This window comes from Streptomyces sp. GL_141, from assembly GCF_057834385.1.
Map to the genome: position 1 here is coordinate 5,378,580 of NZ_CM174402.1, position 22,298 is coordinate 5,400,877.

At 72.6% G+C, this 22,298-nt stretch carries 18 protein-coding genes and 1 tRNA gene; 16 read left to right on the top strand and 3 right to left on the bottom strand.

Going from position 1 to position 22,298, the window contains the following annotated elements; all coding sequences use genetic code 11:
• Positions 1-91 precede the first annotated feature (91 nt).
• The 10 genes from AC3IX6_RS23835 (at position 92) to AC3IX6_RS23880 (ending at position 14,125) form a co-directional block, all read left to right on the top strand.
• The gene (locus AC3IX6_RS23835) at positions 92-1,729 is read left to right on the top strand and encodes a beta-N-acetylhexosaminidase (RefSeq protein WP_489364423.1); all 1,638 of its coding nucleotides are present in this window, start codon (positions 92-94) and stop codon (positions 1,727-1,729) included.
• A 452-nt stretch (positions 1,730-2,181) separates the two neighbouring features.
• Positions 2,182-3,114 carry an FAD binding domain-containing protein gene (locus AC3IX6_RS23840; protein WP_489364425.1) on the top strand — a complete coding sequence of 311 codons (933 nt, stop codon included), beginning with the start codon at positions 2,182-2,184 and terminating at the stop codon, positions 3,112-3,114.
• Complete coding sequence (locus tag AC3IX6_RS23845) at positions 3,111-5,123, top strand: (2Fe-2S)-binding protein (protein ID WP_489364427.1); 2,013 nt, start codon at positions 3,111-3,113, stop codon at positions 5,121-5,123. Before AC3IX6_RS23840 ends, AC3IX6_RS23845 begins: the two co-directional genes overlap by 4 nt.
• On the top strand, positions 5,120-7,453 hold the full coding sequence (locus AC3IX6_RS23850) for a xanthine dehydrogenase family protein molybdopterin-binding subunit (protein WP_489364429.1): 2,334 nt from the start codon (positions 5,120-5,122) through the stop codon (positions 7,451-7,453). Before AC3IX6_RS23845 ends, AC3IX6_RS23850 begins: the two co-directional genes overlap by 4 nt.
• A 145-nt stretch (positions 7,454-7,598) precedes the next feature.
• On the top strand, positions 7,599-8,099 hold the full coding sequence (locus tag AC3IX6_RS23855; RefSeq protein WP_489364431.1) for a DUF2563 family protein: 501 nt from the start codon (positions 7,599-7,601) through the stop codon (positions 8,097-8,099).
• Positions 8,099-9,577 (top strand): hypothetical protein, encoded by a 1,479-nt coding sequence (locus tag AC3IX6_RS23860; protein WP_489364433.1) that lies wholly within the window; start codon positions 8,099-8,101, stop codon positions 9,575-9,577. Before AC3IX6_RS23855 ends, AC3IX6_RS23860 begins: the two co-directional genes overlap by 1 nt.
• Positions 9,578-9,709: 132 nt before the next feature.
• On the top strand, positions 9,710-10,792 hold the full coding sequence (mycP, locus tag AC3IX6_RS23865) for a type VII secretion-associated serine protease mycosin (protein WP_489364435.1): 1,083 nt from the start codon (positions 9,710-9,712) through the stop codon (positions 10,790-10,792).
• Between the two features lie 55 nt (positions 10,793-10,847).
• Complete coding sequence (locus AC3IX6_RS23870; RefSeq protein WP_489364437.1) at positions 10,848-11,273, top strand: hypothetical protein; 426 nt, start codon at positions 10,848-10,850, stop codon at positions 11,271-11,273.
• A 16-nt stretch (positions 11,274-11,289) separates the two neighbouring features.
• Positions 11,290-13,575, top strand: a complete 2,286-nt coding sequence (locus tag AC3IX6_RS23875) for a hypothetical protein (protein WP_489364439.1) — start codon at positions 11,290-11,292, stop codon at positions 13,573-13,575.
• Position 13,576: 1 nt separating this feature from the next.
• On the top strand, positions 13,577-14,125 hold the full coding sequence (locus AC3IX6_RS23880; protein WP_489364441.1) for a hypothetical protein: 549 nt from the start codon (positions 13,577-13,579) through the stop codon (positions 14,123-14,125).
• Positions 14,126-14,276: 151 nt separating this feature from the next.
• On the opposite strand, the gene AC3IX6_RS23885 is transcribed toward AC3IX6_RS23880, so the two are convergent.
• Positions 14,277-14,351, bottom strand: a tRNA-Cys gene (locus AC3IX6_RS23885).
• A 203-nt stretch (positions 14,352-14,554) separates the two neighbouring features.
• On the opposite strand from AC3IX6_RS23885, the gene AC3IX6_RS23890 reads away from it, so the two are divergent.
• The 6 genes from AC3IX6_RS23890 to AC3IX6_RS23915 all read left to right on the top strand — a co-directional run bounded on the left by AC3IX6_RS23890 (position 14,555) and on the right by AC3IX6_RS23915 (position 20,810).
• Positions 14,555-16,012: an MFS transporter gene (locus AC3IX6_RS23890; protein ID WP_489364443.1), complete on the top strand. Its 1,458-nt coding sequence runs from the start codon at positions 14,555-14,557 to the stop codon at positions 16,010-16,012.
• Positions 16,013-16,281: 269 nt separating this feature from the next.
• Complete coding sequence (locus AC3IX6_RS23895) at positions 16,282-16,482, top strand: hypothetical protein (RefSeq protein ID WP_489364445.1); 201 nt, start codon at positions 16,282-16,284, stop codon at positions 16,480-16,482.
• An 11-nt stretch (positions 16,483-16,493) separates the two neighbouring features.
• Complete coding sequence (locus AC3IX6_RS23900) at positions 16,494-16,886, top strand: type II toxin-antitoxin system death-on-curing family toxin (protein WP_489371542.1); 393 nt, start codon at positions 16,494-16,496, stop codon at positions 16,884-16,886.
• A gap of 137 nt (positions 16,887-17,023) precedes the next feature.
• The gene (locus AC3IX6_RS23905; protein WP_489371543.1) at positions 17,024-18,862 is read left to right on the top strand and encodes a DEAD/DEAH box helicase; all 1,839 of its coding nucleotides are present in this window, start codon (positions 17,024-17,026) and stop codon (positions 18,860-18,862) included.
• Positions 18,863-19,267: 405 nt separating this feature from the next.
• The gene (locus AC3IX6_RS23910; protein WP_054222485.1) at positions 19,268-19,909 is read left to right on the top strand and encodes an IclR family transcriptional regulator; all 642 of its coding nucleotides are present in this window, start codon (positions 19,268-19,270) and stop codon (positions 19,907-19,909) included.
• A 103-nt stretch (positions 19,910-20,012) separates the two neighbouring features.
• Positions 20,013-20,810, top strand: a complete 798-nt coding sequence (locus AC3IX6_RS23915; RefSeq protein ID WP_489364447.1) for a YlbL family protein — start codon at positions 20,013-20,015, stop codon at positions 20,808-20,810.
• Here the strand turns inward: AC3IX6_RS23915 and AC3IX6_RS23920 are convergent.
• Both AC3IX6_RS23920 and AC3IX6_RS23925 read right to left on the bottom strand, forming a co-directional pair.
• A complete protein-coding gene (locus AC3IX6_RS23920; protein ID WP_489364449.1) occupies positions 20,740-22,041 on the bottom strand; it encodes an MFS transporter in 1,302 nt (433 codons plus the stop codon). The two genes, AC3IX6_RS23915 and AC3IX6_RS23920, sit on opposite strands and share 71 nt — an antisense overlap.
• Positions 22,038-22,292 (bottom strand): hypothetical protein, encoded by a 255-nt coding sequence (locus AC3IX6_RS23925; RefSeq protein WP_489364451.1) that lies wholly within the window; start codon positions 22,290-22,292, stop codon positions 22,038-22,040. The genes AC3IX6_RS23920 and AC3IX6_RS23925 overlap by 4 nt, the downstream gene beginning before the upstream one ends.
• Positions 22,293-22,298: the final 6 nt, after the last annotated feature.

Genomic DNA, 22,298 nt, shown 5'->3' on the forward strand with positions numbered 1-22,298 from the left:
TCGGGGCGGGCTAGGGTCGGCCGCGACGAGCACGGTGCGGAACGGTCGTTGCGTACTGTGCAACAGGCTGGCTGCTGTGAAGGGCTGACGCATGGACCTGATCCCCGTACCCCTGGCCGCGGTTCCGGACGGGGGCGGCCGCCGCCTCGTCCTGGGGCCCGAGCCGGTTCTGGAGGCCGGGCCCGGCACCGAGGGCGTCGCGCGGTGGCTGCGCCGGGAGCTGGGCTCGGCCACCGGCTGGAGCCTGCCGCCGGCCGCGGCCGGCGTGCGCGCCGACGTACGGCTGCGGATCGACCCCGAAGGTGCCGGTGGACCGGGGCCGGAGTCGTACGGGATCACCGTCGGCGCCGACGGCGTGGAGCTGACCGGCGCGAGCCCGGCCGGGCTGTTCCGGGGCGCCCAGACGCTGCGTCAGCTCCTGGGTTCCGACGCCTACCGAAAAGCCCCGCTGCCCGGCCGGACCTGGAGCCTGCCGTACATCGACATCGCCGACGGCCCCCGCTTCGGCTGGCGCGGCCTGATGCTCGACGTGGCCCGGCACTTCCTGCCCAAGGACGCGGTGCTGCGGTACATCGACCTGCTCGCCGCCCACAAGCTCAACGTGCTGCACCTGCACCTGACGGACGACCAGGGCTGGCGGGTCGAGATCAAGCGCTACCCGAGGCTCACCGAGGTCGGCGCGTGGCGGGCCCGCAGCCGCTGGGGCCACCGGGCCTCCCCGCTGTGGAACGAGACCCCGCACGGCGGCTTCTACACCCAGGACGACCTGCGCGAGATCGTCGCGTACGCGGCGGAGCGGCACGTGCGGGTGGTGCCGGAGATCGACGTGCCGGGGCACTCGCAGGCCGCGATCGCCGCGTACCCGGAGCTGGGGAACACGGACGTGGTGGACACGGCGGCGCTGGAGGTGTGGGACGACTGGGGCATCAACGAGAACGTGCTCGCGCCCACCGAGGCCGTCCTGCGGTTCTACGAGGGCGTCTTCGAGGAGCTGCTGGAGGTGTTCCCGGCGGAGGTCTCGCCCTTCGTGCACATCGGCGGCGACGAGTGCCCCAAGGCGCAGTGGCGCGAGTCCGCGGTGGCGCAGGAGCGGATCCGGGAGCTGGGGGTCGACGGCGAGGACGGTCTGCAGTCCTGGTTCATCCGGCACTTCGACGGCTGGCTCGCGCGGCGCGGCCGCCGGCTCATCGGCTGGGACGAGATCCTGGAGGGCGGACTGGCCCCGGGAGCGGCCGTGTCCTCCTGGCGCGGCTACGCGGGCGGCATCGCCGCCGCCGAGGCCGGCCACGACGTGGTGATGTGCCCCGAGCAGCAGGTGTACCTGGACCACCGTCAGGCGGACGGCACGGACGAGCCGATGCCCATCGGGTACGTACGGACATTGGAGGATGTGTACCGGTTCGAGCCGGTACCGCCGAAGTTGTCCGAAGAGGCCGCCGCCCACGTGCTGGGCGCGCAGGCCAACGTGTGGACCGAGGTGATGGAGGACCAGAGCCGCGTCGACTACCAGGTGTTCCCGCGCCTCGCGGCCTTCGCCGAGGTGGTGTGGTCCCGGCTGCCGCTGCCCGGGGAGCGGGACTACGCGGACTTCGAGGCGCGGATGACGGCGCACTACCACCGCCTGGACGCCCTCGGGGTCGACTACCGGCCGCCGGGCGGCCCGTTGCCGTGGCAGCGCAGGCCCGGGGTGCTCGGACGCCCGATCGAGGGAGCGCCCCCGAACGTGTGACGAGCGCCCCGCGGGGTGAGCGCGAGCCCCCGGGGGGATGGGCGCGAGCTCCCGGGGGATGAATGCGAGCTCCTTGGGCGCGAACTCCTTGAAGGGATGGGCGCCGGCTCCCCGCGCGGAAGGGGAGCCGGCGGCGGCGCCGGGGCGGGAACGCGGCGCCGCCGGCGCGGGATCGAGGCCTGATCGAGGCCGGAGCGAGACCCGGTCACGGCCCGGTCGCAGCCCGATCGCGGCCGGATCACGGCGTGATCGCGCGGGTGGCGCGGGCCCCGTGCGGGGGCCCGCGCGCGGGGTATTGCGGGGGTGGTGCGCCGGTGGTGCACGGGCGGTGGACCCTCGCGTCCGGTGCTCCGGAAGATGTGCCAGAGTTGCCACCTCCCGGCGGTGAGCACGTACCGTACGGCGGACAGGCGTGAGCGCCGGGACCGGGACATCGGGAAGGGGCAGCTGGGTTGACCACGCACGCACCGCACGCACCGCAGGCACGGGACTCGTCCCAGGGGCCCCGCAGCGACCCGCGGGCGGGGAACGCGGCGCAGTCCGTGACGCTGCCGGCCTCGCTGGACGAGGCCGTGGCGGCGCTCGCGGCCATGCCCGCCGCCGTCCCCGTGGCGGGCGGCACCGACCTCATGGCCGCCGTCAACGCGGGACTCCTGCGCCCCGCCGCCCTCGTGGGCCTCGGCCGGATCAACGAGATCCGCGGCTGGCAGTACCAGGACGGCCACGCGCTCCTCGGCGCCGGCCTCACGCACGCGCGCATGGGCCGGCCGGACTTCGCCGCCCTGATCCCGGCCCTGGCCGCCGCCGCGCGCGCCGCGGGTCCGCCGCAGATCCGCAACGCCGGCACGCTCGGCGGCAACATCGCCACGGCCGCGCCGACGGGTGACGCGCTCCCCGTGCTGGCCGCGCTGGAGGCCGTACTGATCATCGTCGGGCCCGGCGGATCGCGGCGCGAGATCCCGGTCTCGCACCTGCTCGCCGGCCGGGAGATGCTCCGCCCCGGAGAGCTGATCGGCTTCGTGCGCGTGCCGTTGCTGCACGCGCCGCAGGTGTTCCTCAAGGCCACGGGCCGTACGGGACCGGGGCGCGCGACGGCGTCCGTGGGGCTCGTACTGGACCCCGCGCGCCGGGGTGTGCGCTGCGCGATCGGCGCGGTCGCCCCGATGCCGCTGCGGCCGCTGGAAGCCGAGCAGTGGGTTGCTTCGTTGATCGACTGGGACGGGGACCGCAGTCTGGCCCCCGAGGCGCTCGAAGCCTTCGGCGAGTACGTCGCGGCGGCGTGCGTGCCCGACCAGGGGGAGCCGGTGGCTCCCGCAGTACTGCATTTGCGGCGGACGGTGGCCGTGCTGGCACGGAGGGCCCTGGGGAGGGCGCTGAGCTCATGAGTGAGAACGAGAACACGGGTGCTGCGGGCCCGACGGGCCCCACGGGACCCAACTGGGGCTGGGAGCCGGTGCCGCACGGCGGCGAGTACGACTCCGACGCGACGGCCTTCGTGAAACTGCCGCAGGACATGCTGGACGCGCTCGGCACCGGGGAGCCCCTCGCGGCCCCCGGGCACGGCTACGTGCCGCCGCCGATGATCGTGCCGCTGGGTACGGGGAGTACGGATCCCGCGGCCACGGGCACGTGGACGATTCCGGTGCAGTGGCCGGAGGCGGGCGCCTCCGCCCCGGCGGACGCGGGCGCGGGAGCTTCGGGAGCCGCGGCGCGGGCGCCGATCCCGGCCTCGGTGCCCATTCCGGCCTCGGTGGCCGCGGCGTTCGCGGAACCGGCGGCGGAGCCGGTGGCCGAGCCCGTCGCGGAGCCCTTCGGCGAGTCCTACCCGGAGCCTTTCGCGGAGTCCTTCGCCGAGCCCTTCACCGAGCCCTTCGCGGGCAGTCGGGCCGCCGCGCACGAACCGGGGGCGACCGCCGAGTGGCGCTTCCCCGAGGCGGCGGCGAGCGACGTGTGGACCCCGGGCGGCGCCGGCGACACGGGCAGCTTCGGGCAGCTCGCGGCCGCGGCCGACTGGAGCCAGGCCCCCGCGACGCTGCCCGGCGGGGCCGCGGCCCCGTGGGCGACCCATCCGGACTTCGAGGGTGCGCGCGGGTACGTGGCGCAGCAGCCGGGTGCCGACGGGACGGGTTCCGACCCGCTGGGCTCCGACCCGCTGGGCTCCGGGGTGTTCCCCGGGGCGTTTCCCGGGGTGCCCGCACCGGCCGGCGGTTCCTTCGCCCCGGCCCTGGGACGCGGACCGCGCGTACTGGGCGGCCCGGGAGTCGGTACCCCGCTGGACGGGGAGCCGGGCTACCCGGCCCCGCACGACATCGAAGCCGCCCACGGCCCGGCGCAGGTCCCGGACTCGGGGGAGCGGCAGCATCCGGGGAACGAGGGCGAAGCGGGGGCAGGGGCCGAAGCCCGCGGCGACGGCGAAGCCCGCGGTGAGGCCGAAGCAGGGGCCGCTGAGCGGGCCGCGGCCGAAGCCGGGGAGCAGGGCGCGCGCGAGGGCCGGGGCGGGCCCGGAGCCGGGGCCGTGGAGGCGGAGCAGGGTGACGGCGGAGCCGTGCCGGCCGCCGGCGGAGCAGGGGCCGCGCCCGCGCCGGGTACGGAGGACGCCGACCTGGCTGTCGAGACGGCTCCGGCGGGGACGGCCGAAGGGATTCCGGGCGAGGGGGCGACGTACGGGGAAACGGACGCCGACGGAGCGGACGCCGCGGCCGTCGCCCACCACGAGCACCCGTCGGCCTCCTACGTCCTGCGCGTCAACGGGGCCGACCGCCCCGTCACCGGTGCGTGGATCGGCGAGTCCCTCCTCTACGTGCTGCGCGAGCGCCTCGGTCTCGCCGGCGCCAAGGACGGCTGCTCCCAGGGCGAATGCGGCGCCTGCGCCGTGCAGGTCGACGGCCGGCTCGTCGCCTCCTGCCTCGTCCCGGCCGCCACCGCGGCGGGCAGTGAGGTCCGCACCGTGGAAGGTCTCGCGACCGACGGGGAACTGTCGGACGTACAAGAGGCGTTGTGCAGGTCGGGTGCGGTGCAGTGCGGGTTCTGCGTGCCCGGCATGGCCATGACCATCCACGACCTGCTGGAAGGCAACCACGCCCCCAGCGAGCTGGAGACCCGCCAGGCGCTGTGCGGCAACCTCTGCCGCTGCTCCGGGTACTCGGGCGTGATCGAGGCCGTGCGCGAGGTCGTCGCCGAGCGCGGTTCGGCGGCGGAAGCGGCCGCCGCGGCCTCGGCCGAGGCCCGGATCCCGCACCAGGCCCTGCCGGGCGAGGGCGGCGTCCAAGGGATGCAGGGCAATCAGGGGAACCAGGGGAACCACGGGATGCAGGGCGACCAGGGGATCCAGGGGATCCACGGGATGCAGGGCGACCAGGGGATCCAGGGCAACCACGAGGGAGGCACGGCGTGAGCGCCCACGACGCGGCGACGGTCCCGGTTGCGATCGCGACACCGGCCCCCGAGGGCACGGAGCCGTCGGAGTCGGCGGTCCCGCGCGGCATCGGCGCGTCCGTTCCGGCCACCGACACCCGCGCCAAGACCGAGGGCACCTTCCCCTACGCCGCCGACCTGTGGGCCGAGGGCCTCCTCTGGGCCGCCGTGCTGCGCTCCCCGCACGCCCACGCCCGCATCCTCTCCATCGACACCTCCGCCGCCACCGACATGCCCGGCGTGCGGGCCGTCGTCACCCACGCCGACGTCCCCGGCGCCACCACGCACGGCCGCCGGATCGCCGACCGGCCCGTCTTCGCGCACGACGTGGTCCGCCACCACGGCGAGCCCATCGCCGCCGTCGCCGCCGACCACCCGGACACCGCACGCCTCGCGGCCGCCGCGATCGCCGTCGAGTACGAGCTCCTCGACCCGGTCACCGACCCCGAACAGGCCTTCGGCGCCCCCGACCTGCACCCCGACGGCAACCTGATCCGGCACATCCCGCTGCGCTACGGCGACCCCGAAGCCACCGGCGACGTCGTCGTCGAGGGCCTCTACCGCATCGGCCGCCAGGACCCCGCGCCCATCGGCGCCGAGGCCGGGCTGGCCGTGCCGCGCCCCGACGGAGGCGTGGAGATCTACACCGCCTCGACCGACCCGCACACCGACCGCGACCTGGCCGCCGCCTGCTTCGGGCTGGAACCGGACCGCGTACGGGTCGTGGTCACCGGGGTCCCGGGCGCGACGGCCGACCGCGAGGACGCCGCGTTCCAGCTCCCGCTCGGCCTGCTCGCCCTGCGCACCGGCTGCCCGGTCAAGCTGGCCGCCACCCGCGAGGAGTCCTTCCTCGGCCACCCCCACCGCCACCCGACGCTGCTGCGCTACCGCCACCACGCGGACGCGGACGGCCGGCTGGTCAAGGTCGAGGCCCAGATCCTGATGGACGGCGGCGCCTACGCCGACGCCTCCTCGGAGTCCCTGGCCGCGGCGGTGGCCTTCGCCTGCGGCCCGTACGTGGTCCCGCACGCCTTCGTCGAAGGCTGGGCGGTCCGCACCAACAACCCGCCCTCCGGCCACGTGCGCGGCGAAGGCGCCATGCAGGTCTGCGCGGCCTACGAGGGCCAGATGGACAAGCTGGCGGCCGCCCTCGGCATCGACGGCGCCGAGCTCCGCCTGCGCAACGTCCTGGCCACCGGCGACCTGCTCCCGACCGGCCAGACGGTCACCTGCCCCGCCCCCGTGGCGGAACTCCTGCGCGCGGTCCGCGACTACGAGCTGCCCGCCCTCCCGAAGGACACCCCGGAGGAGGACTGGCTGCTCCCGGGAGGCCTGGAGGGTGCGGGGGAGCCGGGCGCGGTACGGCGCGGAGTCGGGTACGGGGTCGGCATGGTCCACATGCTCGGCGCGGAGGGCACCGACGAGGTGTCCACGGCCACGGTGAAGATCGTCGGCGGCGCGGCCACGGTGATCTGCGCGGCCGTCGACACCGGCCAGGGCTTCTCCACGCTCGCCCGCCAGATCGTCCAGGAGACCCTGGGCGTGGACGAGGTCGTCACGGCCCCGGTCGACACCGACCAGCCGCCGGCGGGCCCCTCCGCCCACGGCCGCCACACCTGGGTCTCGGGCGGCGCGGTGGAACGCGCCGCGAAGATGGTCCGCACCCAGCTCCTCCAGCCGATGGCGCACAAACTGGGCATGTCCACCGAGCTCCTGCAGATCGCGGATGGCCGGATCACGTCGTACGACGGCGCCTTCTCGACGACCGTCGCGGAGGCGATGGAGGGCAAGGAACTCTGGGCCACGGCCCAGTGCCGCCCGCACCCGACGGAGCCGCTGGACGGCGACGGCCAGGGCGACGCCTTCGTGGGCCTCGCCTTCTGCGCCATCCGCGCGGTGGTCGACGTGGACATCGAGCTCGGCTCCGTACGGGTCGTGGAGCTCGCAGTCGCCCAGGACGTCGGGCGCGTCCTCAACCCCCGCCAGCTGGAAGCCCGTATCGAAGCGGGCGTCATCCAGGGCGTGGGCGCGGCCCTGACGGAGAACCTCCGCACGGCCTCCGGCCTGATCCGCCACCCCGACCTGACGGGCTACGCCCTGCCCACCTCGCTGGACGCCCCGGCGGTCCGCATCGTCAAACTCGTCGAGGAACGCGACGTGGTGGCCCCCTTCGGCGCGAAGCCGGCGAGCGCGATCCCGGTGGTCACGGCCCCGGCAGCGGTGGCCTCGGCGGTCCGCGCGGCGACGGGCCGCCCGGTCAACAGGCTCCCGATCCGGCCATCCGCGGCAGTGGCGGCGCCCAACTCGTAACCTTGTGACCCTGATTGCACCTGCAACCCGGAACTTGGGCCTGTCGGACTCTCTCGATAGAGTGTTTGTGGACACTGGCGACGTGCGGTGCGAATGCGCGCGAAGCGGGTGCGAACGGGGACGACGGGGAGTCGGGGAGGCCATCGTGGCAGTGGACTATGGGCCGGGCGTGTTCGGGCTGGACTTCGGCGTGGGCGTGGCCTCGCCGGCGGCTCTGGGCGCGCTGCAGGTCGAATACGAATCGCTGACCGACTACAAGAAGCGGGTCGACGGCCTGCTGGAGAAGCTGGACGGCTCCCCGGCGAGCAACAAGAAACTGGCCGACGGCACCCTCCCGGAGAACTCCCTGGGCGAGGGCTTCGCGGAGGCCAAGCGGCTGTTCACGGCTTACACGAACGTGCACACGCAGTTGCTCGCGCTGTCGAAGGGGCTGGCTGAGCAGATCGAGGGGCTGGGCATCGCGATCCAGACGGCGGGACGGGGCTTCGGGGGCGTGGACGAGGACACGAAGCGGCGGATGCTGGCGATCAGTGAGCAGGCGAAGGCGAATTACGTCCCAGAACGGGACCCGCTCGCACCCCCGCCGCCGCACAGCTCTGCCTCGCAGGGCGCAACTCCTGGTGCCACGCAGGGCGGTGGCTTCTGATGGCGACGAACTTCGAGAGCCACACGCACCAGCAGCTGCTGGCCATGCTCGCCTCGGCCAATGCGGAGACCCTCAAGGCGCGCGGCGACCAGCTGACGGACGCCGCGGCGATCATCAAGGAGATCGGCGAAAGCCTCAAGGACCACCGGGTGACCGGCTGGGAAGGCGAATCGGCCACGGCCTTCCAGGACTGGGTCAGCCGCACGGGCAACGCGACGCTGCGCCTGGGCGAGTACAGCGCCGAGGGCGGCAAGCAGCTGACGCAAGCCAGCCAGGTCGTCATCGAGGTCAAGGCCAACATGCCGACCTACGACAGCGGGGCCGCGGCCAACCTGGAGGCCGCCCGTGAGTACCGCAACGACCCCGACGCGGCGCAGATCGGCCAGCAGGCCCACTCGAAGCTGAGCGGCGACCGGCAGCAGGCGATCCAGCAGATGACGAAGCTGGCGCAGGGGTATGAGGCTTCGGCTACCGGGATGGAGATGGCGGAGATTCCGACGTTTCCGGAGCCGCCGCCGGCGTTCGTCCCGCCGCACATCTTTGCGGAAGAGGAGCTCGCCCGCTCTGGAGGGGTTCCTCAGGGGGCAGTTGGAGGGGCTGCTCCGGGGGTGATCGGTGCAGGTGGTTCGTCGTATACCCCGTCACCAGTGGGTCCAGGCGGGTCGCCGTCTGACTCTGGTTCTGTGTCCACCCCGCAGCCGTCGCCGGGACCCGTTCCGGGGCCCCCAGACCGCAACATCGGCACTGGCCTCGACACCGTAGGCCCGACGCCGGGTACAACCCTTCCCCCGGCCCCGGGAGTCCCCGGAGGCCCGGGTCCGGTTGGTCCGGGCGGTGGCGGTCCGGGTATTCCCCCCGGTGGGTTCGTCCCACCCTTGACGCTGCCGCCGGGCGCGGGTGTACCGAAGCCGATCGGCGGCGTCGGCCCTGGCGGCTTCGGTCCCGGCGGGACCATGCCCGGCGTAGGTGGGAAGGGCGGCGGACTGGGTGGTGTTGCAGGGCTGCCCCCGCGCGACAGCGGGATCACGGGCGGTCGGCCGGTCACACCTGGCGGGCCGGGCGCGAGCATTCCCCGTGGCACGGTCATCGGTGCTGAGGGCGCCCAGGCGGGCGGTCGCGGTATGGGCATGGGCGGCGGCATGGGTATGGGCGGTGGCGGAGCGCATGGCGCTCTCGGCAACCCCATCGCCGGTCGCCGTCTCGCAACCGAACCGGGAGGCGTCTTCGGCGGAGGGCAGCCGGGTGCGGGTGGTCGCACTATCAGTGGTGGTCAGCCGTTTACCCAGGGCGGTTCCGGACTGGTTCGCGGCGGATCGGGCGCTGGTCCGGTAGGCGGTCCCATGGGTCACGGCGGAGCCGGTGCGCAGGCTCCAGGCCGACGGGGTGATGGTCGGCAGGGTCAGCGCCCTGACTACCTGGCCGAGGACGAAGAGACGTGGCAGGGCGATGGTCGTGTCGTTCCGCCGGTGATCGACTGAGTGGAGCGGACGTTGCACGGGATGCGTATGCGTAAGGCGACGGCTGCCCTGGCGGGTTTTCTGCTTGCCGGGATCTCTGCGACTCCGGCCCACGCGGAGACAGTTCGGTCTAAGCAGTGGCATCTCACGTCTATGAAGGCCGAGGAAATCTGGAAGACCAGCACGGGGGAAGGTGTCACGGTCGCCGTCATCGATAGCGGTGTGGACCGACTTCCGGAACTGGAAGGGCAAGTTCTCCCTGGAAAGGACTACGCGCCTTCGTCGTATAAGGGAGATGAGCGAACGGACTGGATGCCCCACGGGTCGAGCATCGCGGCGATCATCGCTGGCACTGGGAAGCACCCCAGTGGCGACGGGGCGTTCGGGCTTGCGCCTGGCGCCAAGATCCTTCCGATCCGTACGCCTCAAGGCGAGAATGCGTCCAACCCGATCTGGACCGAAGCTATTCGCTACGCCGCGGATTCCGAGGCGAAGATCATTAACATCTCGATGGCCGCGCCCTCCGAGGACCCAGCGCGACTTGATGCGGTGAAGTATGCCCTTTCGAAGGGGAAGTTGATCTTTGCTGGTGTTGGAAATGACGGCGATTCAACCAACGCCACCCTGTACCCCGCGGCGACCCCCGGAGTGGTCGGGGTCGGTGCTGTCGACAAGGGCGGCAAGGTGACTGCCGAGTCGCAGCATGGTTCTCAGGTCGACCTGTCCGCACCAGGCGCCGACATTGTTACGGCCTGCTCGACAGGCAAGACCGGCCTGTGCACAAGCCACGGCACAAGCGACGCCACCGCCCTCGCCTCCGCCTCTGCCGCGCTGATCTGGTCCGCCCACCCCGACTGGACCAACAATCAGGTGCTCCGGGTCATGATGAAGACCGCGGGCAAGCCCGTCGACGGCTCCGAGCGCAGTGACTTCATCGGCTACGGCACCGTCCGCCCCCGCATCGCGGTGCCCAACCCCGGCGACCCCGGCCCCGCGGACGTCTACCCGATCCCCGACCTCGCCGCCGCCGGCGGAGGGACCGGGACGAAGGCTCCGTCGGCCTCCTCCTCGTCCAGCCCTGAGGCTCCCGCCCCCGCCCCTCAGGCCGGCGTGAAGAAGGACGACGGCGTCGGCGGCAGCAACCTCCCCTACGTCGGGCTCGCGCTCGGGCTCGGTGCCTGTCTGCTCATCGGTGGAGCCGTCACCGCCGTTGTCGTCCGGCGCCGGAGCCGCTGACTCGCGCGCAGCTCCGCAACCGCACACCACGAGAGCCAGATGGGAAGGCCCCGCCATGTCGTTCGACGAGGAATGGTCCACGGCCCGGAGCAATGCCGCCGCCGGCGTCTCCACGCGGCTCAACAGCGTCCCGGCCTCGCCCGGACCGGGCGGCGGCGGTGCCGATCTGGAGCTCGACCAGGACCGCATCGGTGAGGTCGGCTCCGAGGCGTACAAGCTCCACACCCGGCTCTCCGCCGACGGCAAGCACGCCGCCGCCTCCACCGCCGAGGCGGCCGGCGCGCTCACGCGCGAGGGGTTCGCGAGCGGCGCGGCCCTGCTCAAGGTCAACACCCGCTGGGAGAGCCAGCTCAAGACCCTCGTCGCCGCCTGCGCGAACATCTCCAACGGCCTGAACTACTCGCTCTCCTCGCACGGCAAGGAAGAGCAGCAGCTGCACGCCGATTTCACGGCTTCCAAGATCGACGAGCTCCTCAAGTGACGAAGGTGTCGGACACGTGCTGACGTACGAGAACGTCATGAACGCGCCCCTGGGCCCCCTCCAGAGCGCGATCACCGACTGGGCCGCGATGGTCAAGAAGCTGGACGAGCTGGCGCAGTCGGCCCGTGACGGGATGAAGGCCACGTCGGACAGGGCCCGGTGGAGCGGCGTCACGGCGGGCGTCGCCCGGACCCTCGTCGACAAGACGGCCAAGGAGTTCGACGACGCGGCCCGCGAGGCCAAGGGCATCCACCTCCTGCTCACCGACGGCCACGCCACCCTCAAGGCGGTCCAGGAGCAGATCAAGAAGCTGGTCGCGGACGCCCCGGCCGCCGGTTTTCGCATAGACGAGAGCGGGCGGGTGTCCGCCATCCCGCTCGCCGATGCGCAGGATCGTTACGCCGCCCAGCACGATCCGGACTACCAGGCGTCCCTCCGCACGAACCAGGGCCTGTGGCAGGACCGGGTGAACCGGGCCGTCGAGGACGCGCAGGACGCGGACGACTCCCTCGTCCGCGCGCTCCAGGCCAATGTCACGGACGACAACAACTTCACGGCGCCGAAGTACGCCACCCTGGACGCCGAACAAGTGGACCGGGCGGCCGCGCTGATGAAGAAGGTCACGGGTGACGGCGGCACGGCCCGCAACCCCGGGGCGCTGCGCGAGCTGGAGGACCTGCTCGACGACAACCGCGAGGACCCCGAGTTCGCGACGGGCTTCTACCGGACGGTCGGCGCCGAGGGCACGCTGGAGATGTACGCCACCATGTCGCTGGACGCCACGAGCCTCGGCGTCGCGGGCAGGGACCGTGCGCTGATGGTCGCGAACATCCAGAGCGACATGGGCGCGATGCTCGGCCTGGCCACGCACAAGGACGTGCCGAACCACCTCGACGCCGCGTGGACGAACCAGCTGATGCGGGCCGGCCGCAAGGAGATGCAGGTCACCGGCGGCGTGACGACGATCTACGGCTATCAGGCGCTCGGTGCGCTGATCCGCGAGGGGACGTACGACAAGGAGTTCCTGACCTCGGTCGGCCGCGACATGGTCGCCGTGGACCGCAAGGATCCGAAGGCCTGGGAGTACCACACCCCGTACGGCCTCGACTCGGTCCTCAACCAGGGCGAGGGCGGCGGCCGGGGCTTCTACCCGCTGACGGGCCTGATGGAGGCGCTCGGCAACAACCCGGACGCGGCGACGGCCTTCTTCGACGAGCCGGTCCGCGAGGACTCCAACGGCGACGGCATCGTGACGAAGGACGACAAGCCGGTCACGGGCCAGCACGGCAAGGAACAGGGCATGGTCGACTACATGCTCGACAAGAAGCCGTACGAGGACGGCTTCGACATGGCGAAGACCGGTGACGTGCACCCGGCGCAGGAGGCCCTGGGCGGCGCCCTGGAAGCGGCGGTCTCGGGCCGCGCGGCGGGCGACGAGGACGCGAAGCCCGTACCGCACACCGGCCCGATGACGGATGTCATGGAGCGGGTCGTCTCGAAGATCAGCGACAACCCGGAGCTCGTGGCCAAGCCGACTGCCGACGATCCGACCCCGCTGGGTGGCCTGTCCGGCAACTTCGGACGCATGGCCGCCGAGTACATGCCCGACCTGCAGGCGACCGCCGCGAACGGTACGCAGGAGATCAAGTCCTTCGGCGAGCAGGCCGATTTCAAGAAGTCCGAGATGGCGCGATTCTTGGGGGTGGTGGCTCAGGATCCCGAAGCGTACGGCGTGATCACCACGGCTCAGCAAACCCACACCACGGCCTTGGTCAGCGACGTCATCGCGCACCGCGCCGACCATTCGGAACTGGATCTGGCGATCGCCAATTCCGTCAATCCCGGTGGTCAGATCGCGGGCATGCTGTCCGAGGCCAGGGCGCAGGGGACCTATGGAGCTGCCGCGCACGCGAACGAGGAATACGTGAAGGGCGTCGAGGACAGCGCGAAGTGGGTCAACCGGGGTATCACCATGGCCGGCGGCAAGTACCTGGAGCTGGTCCCGCTGGCCGGGGACGTCGTCGAATGGCTTCAGGAGGACATCACCGAGGCGGTCGTCGACAGCGCGAAGGAAGACGTGGCGGAGAAGACGGGCAAGACCGAGAAGGGCGTCATGGCCAACTACGCGGATGCGGAGGCGGCGGCAAGCCGGGCGGCGGAAAACGCCGTTGCCAATGCGGCCAGGGGGTCGGGCATGAGCGAGACGGACATCAAGGACCTTCAGTTGGGGGCGGGACGTGAGACCGGCACGGCCCACTCGACCGGCCGGAACCTCATGGCCTCCGGCAAGGCGGGTTCCTGAGATGACACGTCGGTCCGCCTCGTGCTTCGCCGGTGGCGCGATCGCCGCCCTGTTCCTGCTGTCCGCGTGCACGGAAGGGAGCGAACCGGGGGCAGCGCCCCTCCCCGACCGGGTCTGCTGGGGAGCGGGTGCCTTCGCGGGCAAGGACGTGGCCCGGACGGCGGGCAAGGGAACCAAGGTCCGGGACGACTCTCCTGCCGTGTTCGCCCTGCCCGAGAACGACAAGGGCACGTCCTGCCAGATCTATGTCGATGGGGATACCAGATTCAGCGCCCGCGCCTCTCGGCGGTCGGTGGATCAGGCCTTCCAGTGGTCCAGCTGGGAGAAGGAGAACCCCGACAGGATCGACATCGGCAGCGCCGGGATCGTCTGGAACAGTGGCGCGGCGATTTCCTTCACGTGCAAGAGCCCCGAGGGCCCCTACCAAGTGGAGCTCGTCCTGACCAGCGGGTCCGGGGTGGGAAAGCCGAAGGATCCGCGCACCTATTTCACGGAGATGATGGGCCCGTACCACCGGTTCGCCGTGCAGCAGTTGCACTGCTCCGCATGACCGACGGGCAACGCCGATCAGGCCTGCACCGGGGACTCCGGGCTGCCGGTCCGGGGGCGGGCTGCCCGAGCAGGTCACGGCACGGCCCGCGGGCCGAGCCGGGCACGACAGCGCGAAGGCCGCTCAGGAACGTCCTGAGCGGCCTTCGCCGTGGAAGCCGTGACCGGAATCGAACCGGCGTAACTCGCTTTGCAGGCGAGTCCCTCAACCACTCGGGCACACGGCTGGGTGGTGGTGATGTGTATGACCGTACGAGGGGGCGGGAGGGTGGGGAAGGGAATCCGGGGGCGTGCAATGTGACTGCCATGCCGCGTTCACAGAGGGCGGGTGGAGGGGGCGGGCGAGACCTTTGGCCTAGGGCTGGGGGAGGGGGCGGGATCGGTCGAAATGACAGGGTCGAAACGAAGGTATGGGCCTTACTCTGGGGCGATGAGCGTCCTCCCGCAGCGAGCTGCTGTACCCGCCGCACCGATACCCGACCACCCGAAGGGCGGGATCCTCGGGCCCGCGTACCGGACGCTCAGCATCGGGATCATCTCGGTCATCTTTCTCATCGCCTTCGAGGCCACCGCCGTCGGGACCGCCATGCCCGTGGCCGCGCGGGAGCTGGACGGGATCGCGCTCTACGCCTTCGCCTTCTCCGCCTACTTCACGACCAGCCTGTTCGGGATGGTGCTGTCCGGGCAGTGGGCCGACCGGCAGGGGCCGCTCAGGCCGCTGACCGTGGGGATCGGGTCCTTCGCCGCCGGGCTGGTGTGTTCCGGGACCGCCGGGGCGATGTGGATGTTCGTGCTCGGACGGGCCGTGCAGGGGTTCGGGGGCGGGCTGGTCATCGTCGCGCTCTACGTGGTCGTCAGCCGGGCCTACGAGGAGCGGCTGCGGCCCGCGATCATGGCGGCCTTCGCCGCGAGCTGGGTCGTGCCGTCGATCGTCGGGCCCTTGGCCGCGGGGACGGTTACCGAGCACCTCGGGTGGCGCTGGGTCTTCCTCGGGATACCCGCGCTGGTCTTCGTACCGCTGGCCGTGGCGCTGCCCGCGATACGGCGGAACGCCTCCGGGCCGGTGGACCCCGAGGCTCCGCCCGTGGCGTTCGACCGGCGGCGGATCCGGCTCGCCCTCGGGATCTCGGCCGGTGCGGGGCTGCTGCAGTACGCCGCGCAGGATCTGAAGTGGCTGTCGTTGCTGCCGGGGATCGCGGGGGCGGCCCTGCTGGTGCCCGCGGTGCTGGGGCTGCTGCCGCGCGGGACCTACCGGGCGCGGCGCGGGCTGCCGTCGGTGGTGCTGCTGCGCGGTGTGGCGGCGGGGTCGTTCATCGCGGCGGAGAGCTTCGTACCGCTGATGTTGGTCACCCAGCGGGGGCTGAGCCCGACGCTGGCCGGGTTCTCGCTCGCGCTGGGCGGGGTGACGTGGGCGGCCGGCTCGTGGGTGCAGTCGCAGGGGCGGGCGGCGCCGTACCGGGAACGGCTGATGGTGCTGGGCATGATCATGGTCGCCGCGGCGATCGCCGGGGTGCCGGCGGTGCTCGTGGAGTGGGTGCCGGTGTGGATCCTGGCGCTGGTGTGGGCGCTGGGGTGTCTGGGGATGGGGCTCGTCATCGGCTCCACGAGCGTGCTGCTGCTGAAGCTGTCGGCGCCTGAGGAGGCGGGGGCGAACTCGGCCTCGCTGCAGATCTCGGACGCGCTGGCGAACGTGGTGCTGCTGGCTGCCGGGGGCGCGGCGTTCGCCGCGCTGGGCGGGGGAGCGGTGGGTGCGGCGCACTCCGTGGCGCAGGGGGCCGGGGCTTCGCACCCCGGTGCCTTTGTGGTGGTGTTCCTGCCGATGGCCTGCGTGGCGCTGGTGGGGGCGTGGGTGGCCACCCGGCTGGATGCGGAGCCCAAGCGGGGCTGAGGCGATCGCCCTGGCCGGGCCGGTGGTCCGGGCGGCCCGGTGGTCCGGGCGGGCCCGTGGTCCGGGCGGGCCCGTGGTCCGGGCGGGCCCGTGGTCCGGGCGGGCCCGTGGTCCGGCGCGGCGCCGTTGCCGGGGGCGCTGCCCCCGGACCCCCGCTCCTCAAACGCCGGAGGGGCTGGATTCGGCCGGTGTCGGTCCTGTGTGTGCGGGCCGGTGGTGGGGCGGAAATGCGGTGCCGGGTCCCGGGGTGGGGTGGCTAGCATCCGGGGATGAGTGAGTTGATCATCGGGATGAGTGAGGGCGAGCGGGCAGAGTTGGCCGATCTGGCCGATGCCACCGGGCAGAGCGTCGAGGAGGCCGTGCTGGCCGCCGTGCGGGGCTGGGTGCGGGGGGAGCGGGAGCGGGCCGGACGTGAGGCGTTGCGGTTGGCCGGGCGGCATGCCGGGCTGCTGCGGAGGCTCGGGGAATGAGCGCCGGGGACATGACGCGGCACCTGACCCTCGCGGAGGTTCTCGACCTCGCGCGGCACGCCTGCCTCGCCCAGGACCAGCCCGTCGAGTTGCGCGCCCCCGGGCTGCTGGAGTCGGCCGTGCACCGGCCGCGGGCACGGATGTTCGGGACCTCGGCGTACGCGGACACCTACGAGCAGGCCGCCGCCCTGTTGCACGGGATCGCGACGAACCATCCCCTCGTCGACGGGAACAAGCGCACCGCCTGGCTCGCCGCGGTGACCTTCCTCGCCGTCAACGGAGTGGATCTCGGTGATGCCGATCAGGACGCTGCGTACGGCCTGGTCATCGACGTGGCCGCGGGGAACGAGGAGGGCGTCGGGCGGATCGCGGAGCGGCTGCGCGCGCTGAACCCGCGAATGTGACGCTCGCCGCACGCGCCGAGGTCACGGGCCTGTCCCTCCGCGAGGGGCGGGCCCGGGCCGGTAAGGTGGCCCGGTTGTCCTACGTACGACTGCCCGTACCGTCGGCCGTACCGATGCCCGGACCGCACGCCCGGAAGATGCCCGGAACGCGTCCGGAACGGAAACGCCGCCGAGAGACCGAACCGGAGACCGTGACTACTACCGCCTCCCACCACCTCTCACCCGCCTTCCCCGGCCGCGCGCCGTGGGGTACCGCCAGCGCCCTGCGAGCTTGGCAGCAGGGTGCGCTGGACCGGTACCTGGAGACCCAGCCGCGCGACTTCCTCGCCGTCGCCACCCCCGGCGCCGGCAAGACCACCTTCGCGCTGACGCTCGCGTCCTGGCTGCTGCACCACCACGTGGTGCAGCAGGTGACCGTCGTCGCGCCCACCGAGCACCTGAAGAAGCAGTGGGCGGAAGCCGCCGCGCGGATAGGGATCCGGCTGGATCCGGACTATTCGGCGGGGCCGCTCAGCAAGGACTACCACGGGGTCGCCGTCACCTACGCGGGTGTCGGCGTGCGCCCGATGCTGCACCGCAACCGGTGCGAGCAGCGCAAGACGCTCGTCATTCTCGACGAGATCCACCACGCCGGTGACTCGAAGTCCTGGGGCGAGGCCTGCCTGGAGGCCTTCGATCCGGCGACCCGGCGGCTCGCCCTCACCGGCACGCCCTTCCGGTCCGACACGAATCCCATTCCTTTCGTGGCGTACGAGGAAGGGAACGACGGAATTCGGCGGTCCTCCGCCGATTACACGTACGGCTACGGGAACGCGCTCGGCGACGGTGTCGTCCGGCCGGTCATCTTTCTTTCCTACAGCGGCAACATGCGCTGGCGCACGAAGGCGGGCGACGAGATCGCCGCGCGCCTCGGCGAGCCGATGACCAAGGACGCCATCTCGCAGGCCTGGCGTACGGCCCTCGACGCGCGCGGCGACTGGATGCCGAACGTGCTGCGCGCCGCCGACCAGCGGCTGACCGAGGTCAGGAAGGGCATCCCGGACGCGGGCGGGCTGGTCATCGCCGCCGACCAGGACTCCGCGCGCGCCTACGCCAAGCTGATCAAGGAGATCACCGGCAGCAAGGCCACCGTCGTGCTGTCCGACGACACCGGCGCCTCGAAGCGGATCGACGAGTTCGCCGCGAGCAACGACCGCTGGATGGTCGCCGTCCGCATGGTGTCCGAGGGCGTCGACGTACCCCGGCTCGCGGTCGGCGTGTACGCCACCACCATCTCGACCCCGCTGTTCTTCGCGCAGGCCGTCGGACGCTTCGTGCGCTCGCGCCGGCGCGGCGAGACGGCCTCGGTGTTCCTGCCGACCATCCCCTACCTGCTCGGCTTCGCCAACGAGATGGAAGTCGAGCGCGACCACGTCCTCGACAAGCCGAAGAAGCAGGGCGAGGAGGACCCGTACGCCGACTCCGAGAAGGAGATGGAGGAGGCGAACAAGCAGGAGGACGAGGACACCGGCGACGAGGAGCAGATGTCCTTCGAGGCACTGGAGTCCGACGCCGTCTTCGACCGGGTGCTGTACGACGGCGCCGAATTCGGCATGCAGGCGCATCCGGGGAGCGAGGAGGAGCAGGACTACCTCGGCATCCCCGGGCTGCTGGAGCCCGACCAGGTGCAGATGCTGCTCCAGAAGCGGCAGTCGCGGCAGATCGCGCACAGCAAGCGCAAGCCCGACGGCGAGGCGGACCTGCTGGAGCTGCCGGCCGACCGGCGCCCGGTGGTCTCCCACAAGGAACTGCTGGAGCTGCGGAAGTCGCTGAACACGATGGTGGGCGCGTACGTCCACCAGAGCGGCAAGCCCCACGGGGTGCTCCACACCGAACTGCGCCGCGTGTGCGGCGGACCGCCGAGCGCGGAAGCCACGGCGGGACAGCTGCGCGAGCGGATCAAGAAGGTCCAGGAGTGGGCCACCCGGATGCGGTGATTTCCTACGGAATGCGGCGCGGCGGGCGGGGGGAGATATGTACGGTTCCCGCCCGCCCGGGCCGTCGTAGCGGTGACGCCGCACCCGTGGTGGGAGGCCCCGCGGGGCCGTCCGGAGCAGCCCCGCGGACGGGGGCCGGAGCCGGGGGCCGAAGGTCACGAATTGGCGGCGATGCGCGTTTTCAACCGGCATAAAAGGGCAGTAGGCGCCCGGATTCTGGACGAGCCCTTCCGCTGAGCGAACCCGCTCGCTACTGTCCCCGCATCGAACGCCCCGTGGCAGCGCCGCCGCGGGAGCGCAGCCGGTGCCATGGCCGCTACCGGCGGCCTCTCCGTGCGTCGCCGAGGGACCGGCGGCGCTATCCCCAGAGAGTCACCGCCGCCCACCGAAAGAGGGAGAGGCGTCGTGACCGCGGAAACCTCCCAGACTCTCGACCGAGGACTCCGAGTTCTCAAACTGCTCGCCGACACCGACCACGGTCTGACCGTCACCGAGCTCTCCAACCGCCTCGGTGTGAACCGCACCGTGGTCTACCGCCTCCTGGCCACCCTCGAACAGCACGCCCTGGTCCGCCGCGACCTCGGCGGCCGCGCCCGCGTCGGGCTCGGCGTGCTGCGCCTGGGCCGCCAGGTGCACCCGCTCGTGCGCGAGGCGGCGCTGCCCGCGCTGCGCTCCCTCGCCGAGGACATAGGCGCCACCGCGCACCTGACCCTCGTGGACGGAACCGAAGCGCTCGCCGTGGCGGTCGTCGAGCCGACCTGGACCGACTACCACGTGGCCTACCGGCCCGGCTTCCGCCATCCGCTGGACCGCGGGGCAGCCGGCCGGGCCATCCTGGCCGCCCGTCAGGGCACGCTCATCGAGCCCGGGTACACGCTCACCCACGGGGAGCTCGAAGCGGGCGCCAGCGGCGCTGCCGCGCCCCTGGTGGGCATCACCGGGCTGGAGGGCAGCGTGGGCGTCGTCATGCTGGCCGACGCCGTGCCCGAGCGGGTCGGCCCGCGCGTGGTGGACGCCGCCCGAGAGGTGGCCGACGCCCTGCGCTGAGGCGCGGAGCCGCACGCGCGGCACATCCGGACACCGAGCCGCGCCCCCGACCGACGGGGGCGCGGCTCGACCCGTTCGGGGGCACCCGCGCTAGATTGGCCCGGTGCTCTCTCGCCTCACACGTCTGCCGCGTCCCGCCGCCCTCGCCGTCTGCGCCGTGCCCGTGCTCGCGCTGTTCGCCGTCGCGGCCTTCGCACCGCTGCCCTTCGTGATCGCGCAGCCGGGCCTCACGGCCGACGTGCTCGGCTCCCGCGACGGCAAGCAGGTCATCGCCATCACCGGCGCGCCCACCCGCGAGACCACGGGCCAGCTGCGGATGACGACCATCCAGGCCACCGGCCCCTCCACCTCCGTCACCCTGCCCGAGCTGGTCGGCGACTGGTTCGACACCTCCCGGGCGGTCATGCCCAGGGAGTCGGTGTACCCGTCGGGCGGAAGCGACAAGGAGATCGAGGAGCACAACCTGGAGGAGATGACCAAGTCGCAGTCGACGGCCTCCGAGGCCGCCCTCGGCTACCTCCACAAGGACCCGAAGGACGTGAAGGTCGAGCTGAACCTCGCCGACGTCGGCGGTCCGAGCGCCGGACTGCTCTTCTCGCTGGGCATCGTCGACAAACTCGACGGGAACGGCAGCGGCGGCGATCTCACCGGCGGCGCCGCCATCGCCGGTACGGGCACCATCACCGCGGACGGCGAGGTCGGTGCGGTCGGCGGGGTGGCCCTGAAGACTCAGGCCGCGCGGCGCGACGGGGCGAGCGTGTTCCTCGTACCGGCGGCGGAGTGCTCGGACGCGAAGTCCGAACTCCCCGAGGGGCTTCGGCTGGTGCCCGTCACTTCGCTGACGGATGCGGTGAACGCGCTGCGTGCTCTGCAGAAGGGCGAATCGGTTCCGTCCTGCTGATCCGGGACGCGGGCGGCGCCTCCATGCTCCGCCAGGACGGGAACACCAGCGGGGAGAGCGTGGCGAGGAAGTACGCCCCGCCGAACGCCAGCAGCGCCGTCGTCACCCCGAAGCCGTCGACCAGCAGCCCCGCGGCCAGTCCGCCCAGCGGCATGGTCAGCTCGCAGCCGGCCGTGGTCACGCCCGCGACCCGGCTGCGCAGCTCGTCGGGCACCTTCTCCAGCATCACGGTGGTCAGGATCGGGTTGAGCACGCCCGCGCCGAGCCCCGACAGCGCCATCGTCACCGCGAGCGGCAGCGGGGTGTCGGTGAAGGCGGCGACCACGTAGCGCGGTGCCCCGCCCAGCAGGAACGCCGCGGCGAACACGGCCCTACGGGGGAACCGCTCGCCCCAGGCTCCGTAGAGCAGGGCCCCCAGCAGGGCGAACCCGCCGAAGAGGGCGATCATCAGGCCGAGCGCGGTGGCTCCGCCGAGGGCTTCGCGGCCGTGCACGGGCAGCAGCACCGAGGACCAGCCCTGGTCGAGGCCATTGGTCATCATGACCATCACCATGATGCCCAGCAGCAGCCGGGCCCGGGTCAGGAACCGCCAGCCCTCGGCGAGTTCGGCCCGGTAGCCGGCCAGTGACACCTTCCCGGCGGCCCGCTGCGGCTCGGCGGCCGGTATCCCGCGCAGGAACGCGGTGACCAGCAGCGCGGAGGCGCCGAAGGTGGCCGCGTCGAGGAGCAGGACCGACTCGGCGCCGACCGTGGCGATCAGCAGGCCGGCCAGCGCGGCCCCGATCATGCGGGCTCCGCGCGAGACGGCGTCGTAGAGGCTGGCGGCGCGGGTGACGGTGGTGCCGGCGTGTTCGGCGAGATGGGGGAGCAGGACGTAGCGCGCGGTCAGTCCGGGGGTGTGCACGAGGCCGCCGACGGCCATCAGTGCGCACAGCATCCAGAACTCCAGCAGCCCGGCGTAGTGCAGCAGCGGGATCGCGGCCACGGACAGTCCGCAGATCAGGTCGGAGACGGCGGAGACCCGGCGGCGGCCGAGCCGGTCGATGACCGGGCCCCCGACGAGGGCGGCCACCGCGACGGGCAGGGTGGCGCAGAAGGCGACGATCCCGGCCCGGCCGGCGCTGCCCGTGGTCTGGAGCACGAACCAGGGGACCCCGATGAGGGTGAGGGAACTCCCGGCTATCGAGATGGTGTTGGCGATCAGGACGGCGATGAAGGGGCGACGGCTCACGCGATGCCGCCGTGCGGGCGCGAGATCCGGGTGTTGCGGGTGACGCGTGCGTGCAGGTGCGCGGGCTGGATCAGGCGGATGCCGAGCGCGATCAGGGTCTCGCCGAGCTGGTTGCGCAGGGCGGGGGCGCGCAGCTGGGGGGCGTAGGAGACCTGCGGTGCGGCCTCCCGCGCGCGGCGCCAGGCGGCGGCCTCGGCGGTGCGGGTGGTGTGGGTGTCGGCGTGGATTTCGGCATGGCTGAAGGCGTGCACGGCAGG